Origin of the sequence: Brevundimonas sp., assembly GCF_046293315.1 — a bacterium.
Taxonomy (GTDB): Bacteria; Pseudomonadota; Alphaproteobacteria; order Caulobacterales; family Caulobacteraceae; genus Brevundimonas.
Map to the genome: position 1 here is coordinate 61,953 of NZ_JBKBPF010000010.1, position 13,132 is coordinate 75,084.

Consider the following 13,132-nt stretch of genomic DNA (forward strand, 5'->3'; position numbering starts at 1 on the left):
GTCGGACGGTGGTCGCCGATTGCGTGACGTCGCGCCCGCGCCCCATGCTACGATGAGCCTCATTCAGGAAAGCGCCGACATGAAAGAGTCCAAAGGCAAGCCGAAGAAGGCCGCATCGCCCAAGGCCAACGCCTCGAACCCCAGCCTGAAGGGGCTGCCCGAAGGGCCGGCCAAGCCGAAAAAATAGATGGGCGTTGAAACCGTTCATATCGTCCAGGGCTATGTCGCCGGCAAAGGCGGGAGCCTCAAGGCGGAGCAGCAGATCGGCTGCAAGTCTGCGGAAGAGGCCCGGCGCAAGGCCGAACGGCTGGGACCTCTGAGGGTCGGCGTCGTCGCCTTCACCGTGTCCGCCGACACCGAGCTGGGGGACTATGACGAAGCCCCGACGATCCTCTTCAAATCCGGGCGACTGCCCCACCCTTTTGACTAGCCCTGGAGCCAATGTGACCGAAGACCAGACCGTCGAGGCCCTGCTCGACATCATCGAATCAGAGCGCACCGAGAACCGCGAACTCAGCGCCCAGCTCACCGTCCTCGGCCTGGCCGAGCGCACCGGCAAGTCCGGGTTCCGCCCCACCAGCGCCGGCTGGAACCTGCTCGGCGACAAGGGCCGCAAGCACCGTTACGCCTGACGATCCGGGCTCGGGGGCTAGGTCGTGTACCTGTAAGCCGAGCTAAATTAGTTCAATGATTTCAATTCCGTCACCCTCGGGCTTGTCCCGAGGGCCTATGGCGAAAACAGTCTCGACAGGTCGCCGTGTCGCACCGGACAGTCAAAGCGCCTCAAAATCGCGCTTGAGGCCACAATGGGTCCTCGGGACAAGCCCGAGGATGACGGATTTATAGGGACAGACCCTAGCGGGTCTTCGTTTGCAGCCGCGCCGCCAGGCTGGAGGTGTCCCACCGGTTCCCGCCCATGGCCTGAACCTCGGAATAGAACTGGTCCACCAGCGCCGTCACGGCCAGATGGCTGCCGTTGGCGCGGGCCTCGTCCAGCACCAGCCCAAGGTCCTTGCGCATCCAGTCCACGGCGAAGCCGAAGTCGAATTCGCCCCGGCTCATGGTGGCCCAACGGTTGTCCATCTGCCACGACTGGGCCGCGCCCTTCGAGATCGCCGCGTGGACCGCCCCGGCGTCCAGCCCGGCGTTCTCGGCGAAGTGCACCGCCTCGGCCAGGCCCTGGACCAGCCCGGCGATGCAGATCTGATTGACCATCTTGGTCAGCTGCCCGGACCCCGACGGCCCCATCAGGCGCATGGCCTTGGCATAGGCCGCCAGCACTGGCTCGACCCGGGCGAAGGCCGCCGCGTCGCCGCCCGCCATGACCGTCAGCTGGCCATTCTCTGCCCCCGCCTGCCCGCCTGACACCGGGGCGTCGATGAAGGCCCGCCCGCCCTCGGCCGCCAGCGCCGCCATCTCCCGGGCCACCGTGGCCGAGGTGGTGGTGTGGTCCACGATCACGGCGCCCGGCGCCAGATGCGGCAGGGCTTCGCCCACCACCTGCCGCACATCGTCGTCATTGCCGACGCACAGGATCAACAGGTCAGCCCCCGCCGCCGCTCCGGCCACGGTGGGCGCGAAGGCGCCGCCCGGCCGCTCGGCCCAGGCTCGCGCCTTGTCCGGCGAGCGGTTGAAGCCGGTCACGGCGTGCCCGGCCCTGACCAGATGCCCGGCCATGGGCCCGCCCATGACCCCCAGTCCGGCGAAGGCGATGGTCACAGGCGATCCTCCCCAAGGCGGCCGTAGTGTCCCCGGAAGAACACCAGGGCGTCGCCGCCATCGGCCGCAAAGCTCTCCACCTCACCCACGATGGTGATGTGGTCGCCCATGGGCAGGCGCTGGTGCGTGCGGCAATCCAGCCGGGTCACCGCGTGCTTCAGGCGCGGCGCGGCGTCGCCCACGCGGTCGTATTCGTCGTCCCTCAGCCGGCAGTCGCCCCGGGCGAAGCGGGCCGCCATGTCCCGGTCGTCGGCGCCCAGCACATGGATGCTGAATCGCTCCGCAGCCTCAAAGGCCTTCCAGCGCTGCGAGCCCTCGTCCATGCACCACAGCACCAGACGGGGCTCCAGCGACACGGAGGTGAAGCTGTTGATGGTGACGCCCAGCGGCCCGTCGGGGGTGTCGGCGGTCACCACGCACACGCCGGTGGCGAAGCCGCCCAGCGCCCGGCGATAGGCCACGGGCTCGGGCGTGTCGGCGTCGGTCTGGGGATCGATGGTCACGCAGGCTCCACGGTCGGCTCCCCCGGACCTAGGCGGCGCGGGCGGCGGTGGCAACCGTCCCGTTTCGGGAAACCCCGCCTTAACCTCATTCAGGCTAGGTCATCTGACCATTGCGGGGTGCGTTCCATGTCCATGAGCGATCGTCCGATCCTCATCAAGAAGGTCAAGAAGGTCGCCGGCCACGGCCACCACGGCGGCGCGTGGAAGGTGGCCTATGCCGACTTCGTCACCGCCATGATGGCCTTCTTCCTGCTCATGTGGCTGATCAACACCACCGATCCGGAGCAGAAGAAGGGCATCGCCGAGTACTTCGCCCCCGCCAGCGTCTCGGCCACCACCAGCGGCTCCGGCGGCATCCTGGGCGGCACCGCCCTGGGCGACGACGGGGCCCAGGGCTCCGGCTCCCGCTCGGTCATCGAACAGCTGGCCCCCGAGGCCCCCGACCAGGTCGAGGACGCCGGCCAGAGCAGCAACCTGGCCGCCGCCACCGAAAGCGAGCTGCGCGAGGAGATCGCCCGCCGCGAGGCCCAGGAGTTCGCCAGCGCCGCCGCTTCCCTGCGTCAGGCCATGCAGGACATGCCCGAGCTGGCCGAGCTGTCGCGCCACCTGATCATCGACCAGACCCCCGAGGGCCTGCGCATCCAGCTGGTGGATCAGGAAGGCCGCTCCATGTTCGACAACAGCTCGGCCCAGCCCAACGAGCGGGCCCGGGTGCTGCTGCGCGCCGTCTCCCGCGTCATCAACCAGTTGCCCAACCGGGTCACCATCACCGGCCACACCAGCGCCGTGGCCGGCCAGCGCCGCGCCAGCGCGCCCGGCGACTGGCCGCTGTCCTCGGCCCGCGCCGACGCCTCGCGCCAGATCCTGCAGGGCGCCGGCGTCGATCCGGACCGGGTCTACCAGGTCTCGGGCAAGGCCGGGTCGGACCCGCTCTATCCCGACGATCCCACCCTGGCCGGCAACCGGCGCATCTCAATCGTGCTGCTGCGCGAGGCCCCGGTGTTGCCCACGGACACCAGTCTGTGACCCGCCGCCCCGCCTCTCGCGCGAACGCGCTTGCGGCGGGCGGCGATTTGCTCCCAAATCCACACAGGTCGAAGTATCGACCTGATTTCGTGCAGGTTGTGGGAGCGTGACCCAACACATTCCGACCCGACGGCTGCGGTTCTTCATGACCGCCACCGCGCCGTGTCCCTACCTGCCCGGACAGGTGGAGCGTAAGGTCTTCGCCAACCTGCCCTTCTCCGAAGGCGCCGACGTCAACGACCAGCTGACCAGCGCCGGCTTCCGCCGCAGCCAGAACATCGCCTACCGCCCCGCCTGCGAGACCTGCGACGCCTGCGTCTCGGTGCGCCTGCCGGTGGCCGACTTCGTCTTCAGCCGGTCCCAGCGCAAGGTGCTGAACCGCAACGCCGACCTCAGCCGCGCCCTGGTCGAGGCCGAGGCCACCATGGAGCAGTTCGACCTGCTGCGCCGCTACCTGACCACGCGCCACCCCGGCGGCGGCATGACCGACATGACCTGGCAGGACTATGTGGCCATGGTCGAGGACACGGCGGTCCGGACCCACCTGATCGAGTACCGCCTGCCCTCCGACGACGGCGGCCCGGGCGAGCTGGTTGCCGTGTGCCTGACCGACCTGCTCGCGGACGGCCTGTCCATGGTCTACAGCTTCTTCGACCCCCGTCTCGAGCGCCGCAGCCTGGGCGTCTTCGCCGTGCTGGACCACCTCCGCCAGGCCGAACTGATCGCCGCCCCCTATGTCTATCTGGGCTACTGGGTGCAGGGCTCCACCAAGATGGACTACAAGGGCCGCTTCCGCCCCATGGAAGTCCTGCGCCCCCTCGGCTGGACGCTGGTGGTCTAGCCCAACACCAGCGACACGATCAGGGCGATCAGCAGGACCAGGCTGACCCCCTTCCAGAACCGCACAGGGTCGCGCTCCAGCAGCGACATCTGCCGCGGCGGCTCCACCGCCAGCGCCCCGCCGCTCTCCAGCGCCTGCACCAGATCCTGCACATCGGCCCAGCGGTGCGCCGGGTCCGGCGCGATGGCCCGCATGATCGCCGCCTCCAGCCAGGCCGGCGCGTCCGGCCGCCGCCGCGTCAGGGGCGTGGGCCGCTCGTACGGCAGGCGGCTGTCCGGATCGATCTCGCCCCACGGCGCCTCACCCGCGAACAGCCGGTACAGCGTCACCCCGAGGGCGAACTGGTCGGTCTTTTCGTCCCCGTCGCTGTCGCCCGCGAACATCTCCGGGGCCACGAAGCCAGGGGTGCCGGGCGCCCGCGCGCCGGTCTCCTCCACCCGCTCCACCCGGGCCACGCCCAGATCGATCAGCTTGACCCCGCCGTCCGGGCTCAGGATCACATTGTCCGGCTTGATGTCCCGGTGCACGACCCCCTGCCGGTGCAGGGCCATGACCGCCCGCGCGATACAGGCCGCGATGGCCACGCCCTCGGGCATGGGGATCGGCTCGCCCCGCGACAGCCGCCCGTGCAGTGTGCCGCCCTCATGGAAGGGCTGGACGTTGTACAGCCGGCTCTGGCGCGCCGGGTCCACCGGCAGGGTACGCCCCAGGTGCGCGCTGTCCACATGCTGGCCGATGAAGGCCTCGCGCAGCAGGATCGCGCGCAGGTCCGCCTCCGGCAGGCCCCCCGGCTTGGGAAATTTGAGCACCACGGGGTCGCCCCCTTGCGTGTCCCGCGCCACGAACAGCCGCGTGTGCCGCCCGTCGGCCAGTTGTCGCTCCAGCCGCCAGTCGTCCACGATCTCGCCGGCCTTGGGCGGCGGCGGCATGGGCAGGCCCTCGCTGCGCGCCCCCAGCGACGCCCAGTCCAGCGCCCCGGTGCGGATCACGTCGATGACGATGGCGGTGGCGTTGTCCTGCCCGTCGGCCTCCAGCGCCGCCTGCACGATGGCCTGGGCGTCAGCGTCGGGCGAGGCGCGGCGGCCCAGGATGCGGCCGATCTCCCCCTCGTTCAGCACCCGGTGGGCCCCGTCCGTGGTCAGCAGCAGCCGGTCGTGCGGCTCCAGCGCCTGCACCCGCACGTCCAGCTTCACATCGGACTCGATGCCCACGGCGCGGAACAGCATGTGATCCTGTCCCGGCCGGTTCAGCACATGGTCGTCGGTCAGGCGGGTCAGAACCCCGTCGCGCCAGTGCCACGCCCGGCTGTCGCCCACATGGACCACCGTGGCCTCGCGCCCGCGCAGGATCATGGCTGTGAAGGTCGCCGCCGCCCCCTCCATCTTCGGGTCGCTGCGCCCGGTGGAATGGAGCCACCGGTTGAACCCGCGCAGGGCCGCCGTCGCCGACGCCGCCACCCCAGACAGGGGCTTCTGGTCCAGATAGCCGTCGATGAAGCTGCGCACCGCCAGCTCGGCCGCCACGCGCCCGCCCCGGGCCCCGCCGACGCCATCCGCAATGGCCGCGATCACCCCATGCAGGCGCTGCTCCTCGGGCGAGCCCAGGTGCACCCCGCCGAAGTCCTGATTATCCGCCCGCGGCCCCCGCTCCGTAGCGAACCCCGCCGCGACCTCCAGCCTGTCGTCCGGCATATCCCCTCGCTGGCCCCCTTGCTGGAGACGTCAGGGGACCGAGCATGGATTGTGCAGTGCGGGATGGCAATCCCACACATCCCGTCACCCTCCGGCTTGACCGGAGGGCCCAGAGACTCCGTCGAAACCGTGGTCGTCTCGCTCCTTCGGCGTTCCGAACGACGGAGGGGGCGATGGTCACCAAGGGCGGGCTGATCGGCGTCTACATCATGACCGGCGGCATGCACGGCACGCTGTACGTGGGCGTCACCAGCGACCTGATCCGCCGCATCTGGGAGCACCGCACCGGCCAGGGCGACGGCTTCACCAAACGATACGGCCTGACCCGCCTCGTCTGGTACGAGGTCCATGACCGGATGATCGAGGCCATCGCCCGCGAGAAGCGCCTCAAACGCTGGAACCGCGACTGGAAGACCGCCCTGATCGAGCGCACCAACCCCGACTGGTCCGACCTCTACGACAGCCTCGTCACCGGCGGCGTCGCCATGCCGCCGGACCCCGACACCTACCGGGACTGGATGCCCAGGCCCCCCGAACCGCCCAGACCCCGCCCCCTGCCCAAGGGCTGGCGCACCGATGAAACCTGAATACCGGCCTCTCCGTCATCGTCCGGCCTGACCGGACGATCCAGACTCACGGAGTGTCCGGCGTCGCACGGACAGCACCCCACAGTCACAAAAACCGCCCCACCCGCTTCTCCAGCAACGCCACCAGCTCCGGCTGCATGAAGGCGTAGTCGTCGGGGATGTCGAGGCAGACCACCCGGACCCGCTTCAGATGCGCCCTGAACCGGCGCTGGAGCTTCGCGCGGTGGGCGCGCTCCATGACGAAGATGATGTCGGCCCATGCCACGTCATCCCGGACTTGATCCGGGATCAGCGGAGCATGGCTCTTCCGCATCGGGCGCCAGCCCGGCGGAGGCGGTCTCCACACCGGGCCGATTGGCGAACACCTGCTCCGCCGTGGGCGAGCGCAGGCGGTTGCGGGAACAGAGGAAGAGGAGGTTGGTCATTTGGTGTCCGCAGACTCTGAAAATCTCAGAACCTTTGAGGACGCGTCGCTAGAGCGGGCGAAACGGCGCATCTGCCAAGTATATTTCAGGCTCGTAGCCAAATTTCTGACACAACACCTCGACCGCTTGCAGTTGTTTGCTCGCGCCAAAACCGGGACCAATACCGATTCTGTCCACGGGCAGCTTACTCCGGCCTGCTCCGAACTCGATATAAGGCACTAGTTCGCCACCGCGCGCGCGAACATCAACATCGTGTGGCTCCTCAGCAAAACTAACCAGCCGCCACTCGCTTTCAACGGCGAAGGCTTTATGTTTATTTGTCGATCCTCTAACGATGACCATTTCGGATAATGCTTCGTATATCACCTCACTGAGCGCCTCTTTATCTCGCTTCCGGCGCACGTCCGAAACATACTGCTTCTCAAACGCATCGAGAGCTAACGCTAGGCTCCTACGTTGCTTCTGTTCGTCGTAAACTACCTTCCGAAGCGTGAACTGACCTTCATCATCGAGGTTTTGCTCTGCTAGCACTTGAGCATTCAGTCCGATTGAGAAACCTTTTCCCTCCCTTGCATATCCTCTCCATTGGCTTAGCGAATCTGGCTCCTCAGTCATCGAAAATATAAATGTCTGTTCGGCTTCGGACAGAAACGAACCCTTCGATAAGAGGCTACTGTATAATAGATTGACAGTGGGCGTCGCCCCGTCTTTGATCTTTTCCGCAATCATACCCATTAGAAGTCGTGCAGTGTGAACAACTTCACTAATGTCATTAAGATACCTGAAGTCAGTCGCTCTGAGCCTCCCAGATGTCAATATACCAATCAAGCCTGCGGCATCAGTATAATGATAGAGAACGGATGGCACCTCGTCGGGAGTCGGCACGTCCCGCCAAGCATACTTCTGCGCTAGCGCGTCATAAGCCTCATTCACGTGGATACCCTCCCCTACAACGGAATATTATCGTGCTTCTTCCACGGGTTCTCCTGCTGCTTGTTCTTCAAAGTCCCCAGCGCCCGGATCAGTCTCCGCCGCGTCCCGTGGGGCATGATCACGTCGTCGATGTAGCCCCGTGACGCCGCGACGAACGGATTGGCGAAGCGCTCCTTGTATTCCGCCTCGCGCGCCGCCAGCGCCTCCGGGTCGCCGGCCTCCTTGCGGAAGATGATCTCGACCGCGCCCTTGGCGCCCATGACGGCGATCTCGGCGGTGGGCCAGGCGTAGTTGACGTCGCCGCGCAGGTGCTTGGAGCTCATCACGTCATAGGCGCCGCCATAGGCCTTGCGGGTGATGACGGTCAGCTTGGGCACCGTGGCCTCGGCATAGGCGAACAGCAGCTTGGCGCCGTGCTTGATCAGGCCGCCGTATTCCTGGCGCGTGCCGGGCATGAAGCCGGGCACGTCCACGAAGGTCAGCAGCGGAATCCCGAACGCGTCGCAGAACCGCACGAACCGCGCGGCCTTCCTCGACGCATCGATGTCCAGCACCCCGGCCAGCACCTGCGGCTGGTTCGCCACCACGCCCACGGTCTGGCCGTCCAGCCGGCCGAAGCCGGTGATGATGTTGCGCGCGAAGCCTTCGGAGATCTCGAAGAACTCCGCCTCGTCCACCACCTTCAGGATCAGTTCCTTCATGTCATAGGGCTGGTTCGGATTGGCGGGCACCAGCGTATCCAGACTGGGCTCGTCGCGCTGGGGCTCGTCATAGCTCTCGCGCACCGGCGGCTTCTCGCGGTTCGACAGGGGCAGGAAGCCCACCAGACGCCGGACTTCCGACAGCGCCTCCAGATCGTTCTCGAACGCCCCGTCGGCGACGCCGGACTTGGTGGCGTGGACCCGGGCGCCGCCCAGATCCTCGTGGCTGACCACCTCATTGGTCACCGTCTTCACCACGTCCGGGCCGGTGACGTACATGTAGGAGGTGTCCTTCACCATGAAGATGAAGTCGGTGATGGCGGGCGAATAGACATCGCCCCCCGCGCACGGGCCCATGATGACGCTGATCTGGGGGATGACGCCGCTGGCGAGCGTGTTCTGCAGGAAGATGTCGGCATAGCCCGCCAGGCTCTCGACCCCCTCCTGGATGCGCGCCCCGCCCGCGTCGAACAGACCGATGATCGGCGCGCCATTGGTCAGGGCCATGGTCTGCAGCTTGACGATCTTGGCCGCGTGGGCGCCCGAGAGGCTGCCGCCGAACACGGTGAAGTCCTTGGAGAACACATAGACCAGCCGTCCGCCGATGGTGCCGCGTCCCGTCACCACCCCGTCGCCGGGGATGCGCTGATCCTCCATGCCGAAGTCGTGGGAGCGGTGCTCCACGAACATGTCGGTCTCCTCGAACGAGCCCTCGTCCAGCAGCACGTCGATGCGCTCGCGCGCCGTCAGCTTGCCCTTGGCGTGCTGGGCCGCGATGCGCTTGTCCCCGCCGCCCTGCTTGGCGGCTTCGCGGCGCTTCTCGAGCTGTTCGAGGATATCGTGCATATGGTGTCTCCTTGATGAGCGAGGCTTAAGGAGACGCGGCGGCGGTGGCAAGCAATCCTCCCCCATCGGGGGAGGGGGACCGCGAAGCGGTGGAGGGGGTGGTTCCGCCGCACAGACGGCTTGTTTGCACTCGAGATTTCCGACCGGTGAACCGGACAGACCCCCTCCACCATGCTGCGCATGGTCCCCCTCCCCCGGTGGGGGAGGATTACGCCACCCCCGCCAGCCGCGTCAGTTCGGCCACATGGGCGGCGAAGGCCTTGCGTCCCTTGGCCGTCAGCGACAGCCAGGTGCGCTGACGCCCGTCCACCGCCGCCTTGCGCGGCTTCAGATAGCCGGCCTCCTCCAGCTGCTTCAGGTGCTTGGACAGCACCGAGTCCGACACCTTGATGGCGTCGCGGATCATGGCGAACTCGGCCTCGTCGATGCGGGACAGGATGGCGCAGATCTGCAGCCGCCCCGGCGCGTGGATCACCGGATCGAAGACGGGAACGGCGGTCATCCGCCCGCCTCGGCCAGTTCACGCTTCCACACCGCCATCCATACGCGTCCGCCCACGACGGCAGCGACGAAGCCCGCCGCCCCGGTGGCCAGCGGCGTCCAGGCGATCCCGGCCGCCTTGCCCCAGATGGACAGCCCCATCAGGCCGAACAGGACCAGGACCAGGCCGATGGCCGCCCAGCGGGCGCGCTTCGGCGAATAGCCGCTGACCCACCAGCCGTATTTCTGCTTCCACCAGTGGATCAGGCCCACCAGCCCTACCATGGACACCACCAGCGCCAGGGCCGACCACGGCGTGGGCAGCCCCTGCCCCGCCACCAGCAGGCCGCAGCAGAGCCCGTAGGCGATGTCGTAGCTGAACGAGTTTTTCATCTCGCCCGGCACCGTCTGGCGAGCGGAAGCGACGGCGTCCAACGCCTCTCGCGGATCAGGATTCTGGGTCATGGCGAACTCCTCACTTTCCATGCTGGAAAATGAGGCTGACTTTCCACATCGTCAAGTGATAATTTTCCAGACTGGAAAATCAACGCAGCGCCGCGAACCACCGCTCCAGCATCACCGCCTCGGCGCGCAGGGCCTCGGCCCGCTCGGCCGCTTCCTCGTCCACGCCCCATCGGTCCTCGGTGAAGGCTTCGTCCAGCCGGGACAGGTCGAACGCCTCGGCCCCCGACAGCGCGCCGCGCTGCACCGCCAGCGCCAGCACCGCCGAGCCCAGCAGCGGGGTGGCCATGGCCAGTCCGGTCAGGGCGTAGTCGTCCAGCGCCAGCGCCTGTTTGCGCACCGCCGCCAGCGCCTCATCGGCCTGCGGCCGGTGCACGATGCCCGCGACCGGGATCAGCACGCAGCCCAGCTCCCGCTCGGCCCAGTCGCGCCACGGGGTCCAGTCCCGCGCCTGACGCTCGACCAGGGTGTCCGGGGTATCGGCCAGATAACAGATCACGTCTGACCCGGCGTAGGCGGTGATCTCGTCGGCCACCGCCTCGCGCACCTCGCGCACCCGGTCTATGGCGGTGAAGGCCAGCCGCGTGGCGGGCATGGTGGCGGGGATCAGCACCTCGCCCTGCCCGGCCCATTCCTCGGCCACGATCTGCGCGGCGGCCTGCGTCGGCAGCACCAGACTGTGGCCCGCCGGAGATTTCGGCATCTTGCCGTCCAGCCGGACGGCCCAGCCCTGCCCGCCGGGCTCGACGCTGACGGTCTTCCAGAACCGGCGCACCTGATCCTGCGCCAACTCGACAAAGCCCGCTGGGCGCCGGGACGGCGTATCGGCCATCAGCTTATCCGATCAGAAAAAATGACGGTCGCGGCTTCAACGCGCAGACGCCGCATTCGGCGCCGTGGGGATGGTGAGCCCCCTCGGGTTCGAACCGAGGACCCTCTGATTAAAAGTCAGATGCTCTAACCAACTGAGCTAGGGGCTCCCACACCTTGAAGCGGCGCGGACCATACGGATGTCGCCCCGGCGGGGCAAGACGGGTTGGCGCCTCTTTTTTCGCGCGGCGTCAGGCTGCGGCTTCGACGCCTGTTTTGACGGTCTGGCGCGGTTCGGCGCAGGCCTCGCCCAGGGTGCGCGCCAGCAGCGGCGCGTCGATGGGCTTGGTCAGGAAGGCGTGGACCCCCGCCGCGTCCCAGGCGGCCCTGTGCACCTCCATGGCGTTGGCGGTCAGGGCGATCAACGGCGTGGCGGCGTTGGGACCGGCCCCGGCGCGGATGCGGCGCGTGGCCTCCAGCCCGTCCATCACCGGCATCTGCATGTCCATCAGAATGGCGTCGAAGACCTCCACGCCGGCCGCCTCCACCGCCTCGGCCCCGTTCTCGACCAGGGTCAGGCGACAGCCCAGCGGCTCCAGCAGCAGGCCCAGGATCCTGCGGTTCACCTCATGATCGTCCACCGCCAGAATCGAACGCCCCTGCAACGAGACCGCGGCGCGACGCGGCGCCGTCGGCGCCTCGATCTTCTGGTGCGCCTCCACAGCCTCCACCCGCACCGTCAGGGTGAAGGTCGAGCCCTCGCCGGGCGCGCTGCTCACCGTCAGGTCGCCGCCCATGACCTGGGCCAGACGCCGGCTGATGGCCAGCCCCAGACCCGTGCCGCCATAGCGCCGCGTGTCCCCGACCGAAGCCTGTTCAAAGCTGTCGAAGATGCTGTCCATCTGCTCGGCCGCGATGCCGCAGCCCGTGTCATGCACCTCGGCCGTCAGCATGGAGGTTTTTTGGTTCCAGCCGACGTTCACCCTGATCGCCCCGTCGCGGGTGAACTTCACGGCGTTGGACAGCAGGTTGAACAGGATCTGCTGGAACCGCAGGGGATCGGTGCGCACCGTGTCGGGCACGGCGTCGTCGATCGCCACGTTCATTCGCACCCCGCGCGAGGTGGCCTTGGGCTCCCACAGGCGACGCAGGGCCGCCAGCTTGTTGCGCACATTCATCTCGGCCGATTCCAGCCGCATCTTGCCGGCCTCGATCTTGGAGAAGTCGAGCACGTCGTTCAGCAGGCCCAGCACAATGTCGCCGCCTTCCAGCAGCATGGTCACGTGCTCGCGCTGCTGGGCGTCCAGCCGCGTGCGCCGCAGCAGGTTGGCCCCGGAGATCACCGCGTTCAGCGGCGTGCGGATCTCGTGGCTGATGACCGCGAGGAACTCGGACTTGGCGTCGCTGGCCTCCTTGGCGCGGTCGCGCTGGATCAGCGCCTCGACCCTGGCCGCGCGCATGTCCCCCGCCGTCCGCATGGATTGCCGCACCGCCACCACCAGATGCGCAACGTACAGAAGCGCCGCGATCAGGATCGCCACAGCCGCCAGATCGCGCGTCACCAAGAGCGCCAGAAGGGGCAGCCCCAGGAAGTAAGTCGCGTGCGGAACCACCGAGGCGATCAGCAGCCCGCGAACGTGGTGCATATGCAGGCTGACATGCAGCAGACCGCCCGCCACCTGGATCATGGCGAACAGGGGCCCGAATTCTCCGCCCCGGAACCACAGATAGACCGCGATGGAGGAGTATATGGCGGTGTTCAGCGCGGCGGTGATCATGCAGACGACGCGCTGAACCAGCTGCGGCTCATCCAGGTCCGCTCGAAAGGGTGTGAACGCCAGCCAGTCGAGCCCCTGTCCGGCCAGCATCGCCGAGAACCACACCACCGGCCAGATCGACGGCGCCATGACCATGGCCGCCCCGCCGATGAACAGGGCCAGGCCGAGGCGGGTCGGCAATTCCCTGGCGCGCGCCTTCGCCACCGCCACGTATCCGGACCTGACCATGCCCCCGTCCTCCCAATTATGAAACAAGGGTATCCGCCACAGTGCAAACGATTGGTTTCCATACCTTGACGGATGTTGCGGGCTCGGGAATGGAACGCGAGC

General features: G+C 67.6%; 16 protein-coding genes and 1 tRNA gene. 5 read left to right on the forward strand and 12 right to left on the reverse strand.

The features are described from left to right. Positions 1 to 187: 187 nt before the first annotated feature. A complete protein-coding gene (locus ACK4SE_RS10490; protein WP_409692175.1) occupies positions 188 to 430 on the forward strand; it encodes a hypothetical protein in 243 nt (80 codons plus the stop codon). A 13-nt stretch (positions 431 to 443) separates the two neighbouring features. Further along, the gene (locus ACK4SE_RS10495; protein ID WP_409692178.1) at positions 444 to 632 is read left to right on the forward strand and encodes a hypothetical protein; all 189 of its coding nucleotides are present in this window, start codon (positions 444 to 446) and stop codon (positions 630 to 632) included. Positions 633 to 855: 223 nt separating this feature from the next. Here ACK4SE_RS10495 and ACK4SE_RS10500 read toward each other — a convergent pair whose 3' ends face one another. Further along, a complete protein-coding gene (locus tag ACK4SE_RS10500; RefSeq protein WP_409692181.1) occupies positions 856 to 1,719 on the reverse strand; it encodes an NAD(P)-dependent oxidoreductase in 864 nt (287 codons plus the stop codon). Continuing rightward, on the reverse strand, positions 1,716 to 2,222 hold the full coding sequence (locus tag ACK4SE_RS10505; protein ID WP_409692184.1) for a flavin reductase family protein: 507 nt from the start codon (positions 2,220 to 2,222) through the stop codon (positions 1,716 to 1,718). Before ACK4SE_RS10505 ends, ACK4SE_RS10500 begins: the two co-directional genes overlap by 4 nt. A 126-nt stretch (positions 2,223 to 2,348) precedes the next feature. On the opposite strand from ACK4SE_RS10505, the gene ACK4SE_RS10510 reads away from it, so the two are divergent. Both ACK4SE_RS10510 and ACK4SE_RS10515 read left to right on the forward strand, forming a co-directional pair. Continuing rightward, positions 2,349 to 3,248: a flagellar motor protein MotB gene (locus ACK4SE_RS10510; protein ID WP_409692187.1), complete on the forward strand. Its 900-nt coding sequence runs from the start codon at positions 2,349 to 2,351 to the stop codon at positions 3,246 to 3,248. A 106-nt stretch (positions 3,249 to 3,354) separates the two neighbouring features. Next, positions 3,355 to 4,089 carry an arginyltransferase gene (locus tag ACK4SE_RS10515; RefSeq protein ID WP_409692189.1) on the forward strand — a complete coding sequence of 245 codons (735 nt, stop codon included), beginning with the start codon at positions 3,355 to 3,357 and terminating at the stop codon, positions 4,087 to 4,089. Here the strand turns inward: ACK4SE_RS10515 and ACK4SE_RS10520 are convergent. Continuing rightward, positions 4,086 to 5,780: a bifunctional protein-serine/threonine kinase/phosphatase gene (locus ACK4SE_RS10520; RefSeq protein ID WP_409692192.1), complete on the reverse strand. Its 1,695-nt coding sequence runs from the start codon at positions 5,778 to 5,780 to the stop codon at positions 4,086 to 4,088. The genes ACK4SE_RS10515 and ACK4SE_RS10520 overlap by 4 nt on opposite strands. A gap of 173 nt (positions 5,781 to 5,953) precedes the next feature. Here ACK4SE_RS10520 and ACK4SE_RS10525 point away from each other — a divergent pair, with 173 nt between their 5' ends. Continuing rightward, positions 5,954 to 6,367, forward strand: a complete 414-nt coding sequence (locus ACK4SE_RS10525) for a GIY-YIG nuclease family protein (protein WP_409692194.1) — start codon at positions 5,954 to 5,956, stop codon at positions 6,365 to 6,367. 85 nt (positions 6,368 to 6,452) lie between these two features. On the opposite strand, the gene ACK4SE_RS10530 is transcribed toward ACK4SE_RS10525, so the two are convergent. The 9 genes from ACK4SE_RS10530 to ACK4SE_RS10570 all read right to left on the reverse strand — a co-directional run bounded on the left by ACK4SE_RS10530 (position 6,453) and on the right by ACK4SE_RS10570 (position 13,030). Beyond that, the gene (locus tag ACK4SE_RS10530) at positions 6,453 to 6,632 is read right to left on the reverse strand and encodes a hypothetical protein (protein ID WP_409692198.1); all 180 of its coding nucleotides are present in this window, start codon (positions 6,630 to 6,632) and stop codon (positions 6,453 to 6,455) included. 1 nt (position 6,633) lies between these two features. Further along, positions 6,634 to 6,792 carry a hypothetical protein gene (locus tag ACK4SE_RS10535; RefSeq protein ID WP_409692200.1) on the reverse strand — a complete coding sequence of 53 codons (159 nt, stop codon included), beginning with the start codon at positions 6,790 to 6,792 and terminating at the stop codon, positions 6,634 to 6,636. A 48-nt stretch (positions 6,793 to 6,840) separates the two neighbouring features. Next, positions 6,841 to 7,725, reverse strand: coding sequence for a DUF2971 domain-containing protein (locus tag ACK4SE_RS10540; protein ID WP_409692203.1), 885 nt, complete (start codon positions 7,723 to 7,725; stop codon positions 6,841 to 6,843). A gap of 14 nt (positions 7,726 to 7,739) precedes the next feature. Next, entirely contained in the window at positions 7,740 to 9,272 is a 1,533-nt protein-coding gene (locus ACK4SE_RS10545; RefSeq protein ID WP_409692206.1) for an acyl-CoA carboxylase subunit beta, read from the reverse strand. A 208-nt stretch (positions 9,273 to 9,480) separates the two neighbouring features. After that, complete coding sequence (locus tag ACK4SE_RS10550; RefSeq protein WP_409692209.1) at positions 9,481 to 9,774, reverse strand: winged helix-turn-helix domain-containing protein; 294 nt, start codon at positions 9,772 to 9,774, stop codon at positions 9,481 to 9,483. Beyond that, positions 9,771 to 10,217 carry a hypothetical protein gene (locus tag ACK4SE_RS10555; RefSeq protein ID WP_409692212.1) on the reverse strand — a complete coding sequence of 149 codons (447 nt, stop codon included), beginning with the start codon at positions 10,215 to 10,217 and terminating at the stop codon, positions 9,771 to 9,773. The genes ACK4SE_RS10550 and ACK4SE_RS10555 overlap by 4 nt, the downstream gene beginning before the upstream one ends. 79 nt (positions 10,218 to 10,296) lie before the next feature. Continuing rightward, the gene (locus tag ACK4SE_RS10560) at positions 10,297 to 11,046 is read right to left on the reverse strand and encodes an ATP12 family chaperone protein (RefSeq protein ID WP_409692214.1); all 750 of its coding nucleotides are present in this window, start codon (positions 11,044 to 11,046) and stop codon (positions 10,297 to 10,299) included. 71 nt (positions 11,047 to 11,117) lie between these two features. Beyond that, positions 11,118 to 11,194, reverse strand: a tRNA-Lys gene (locus ACK4SE_RS10565). 81 nt (positions 11,195 to 11,275) lie between these two features. Next, on the reverse strand, positions 11,276 to 13,030 hold the full coding sequence (locus tag ACK4SE_RS10570; RefSeq protein WP_409692216.1) for an ATP-binding protein: 1,755 nt from the start codon (positions 13,028 to 13,030) through the stop codon (positions 11,276 to 11,278). Positions 13,031 to 13,132 lie beyond the last annotated feature (102 nt).

Coding starts and splice junctions, on each gene's coding strand:
- ACK4SE_RS10490 (WP_409692175.1), top strand. CDS start 188: ATGGGCGTTGAAACCGTTCATATCGTCCAGGGCTATGTCGCCGGCAAA.
- ACK4SE_RS10510 (WP_409692187.1), top strand. CDS start 2,349: ATGTCCATGAGCGATCGTCCGATCCTCATCAAGAAGGTCAAGAAGGTC.
- ACK4SE_RS10520 (WP_409692192.1), bottom strand. CDS start 5,780: ATGCCGGACGACAGGCTGGAGGTCGCGGCGGGGTTCGCTACGGAGCGG.
- ACK4SE_RS10525 (WP_409692194.1), top strand. CDS start 5,954: ATGGTCACCAAGGGCGGGCTGATCGGCGTCTACATCATGACCGGCGGC.
- ACK4SE_RS10535 (WP_409692200.1), bottom strand. CDS start 6,792: ATGACCAACCTCCTCTTCCTCTGTTCCCGCAACCGCCTGCGCTCGCCC.
- ACK4SE_RS10545 (WP_409692206.1), bottom strand. CDS start 9,272: ATGCACGATATCCTCGAACAGCTCGAGAAGCGCCGCGAAGCCGCCAAG.
- ACK4SE_RS10550 (WP_409692209.1), bottom strand. CDS start 9,774: ATGACCGCCGTTCCCGTCTTCGATCCGGTGATCCACGCGCCGGGGCGG.
- ACK4SE_RS10555 (WP_409692212.1), bottom strand. CDS start 10,217: ATGACCCAGAATCCTGATCCGCGAGAGGCGTTGGACGCCGTCGCTTCC.
- ACK4SE_RS10560 (WP_409692214.1), bottom strand. CDS start 11,046: ATGGCCGATACGCCGTCCCGGCGCCCAGCGGGCTTTGTCGAGTTGGCG.
- ACK4SE_RS10570 (WP_409692216.1), bottom strand. CDS start 13,030: ATGGTCAGGTCCGGATACGTGGCGGTGGCGAAGGCGCGCGCCAGGGAA.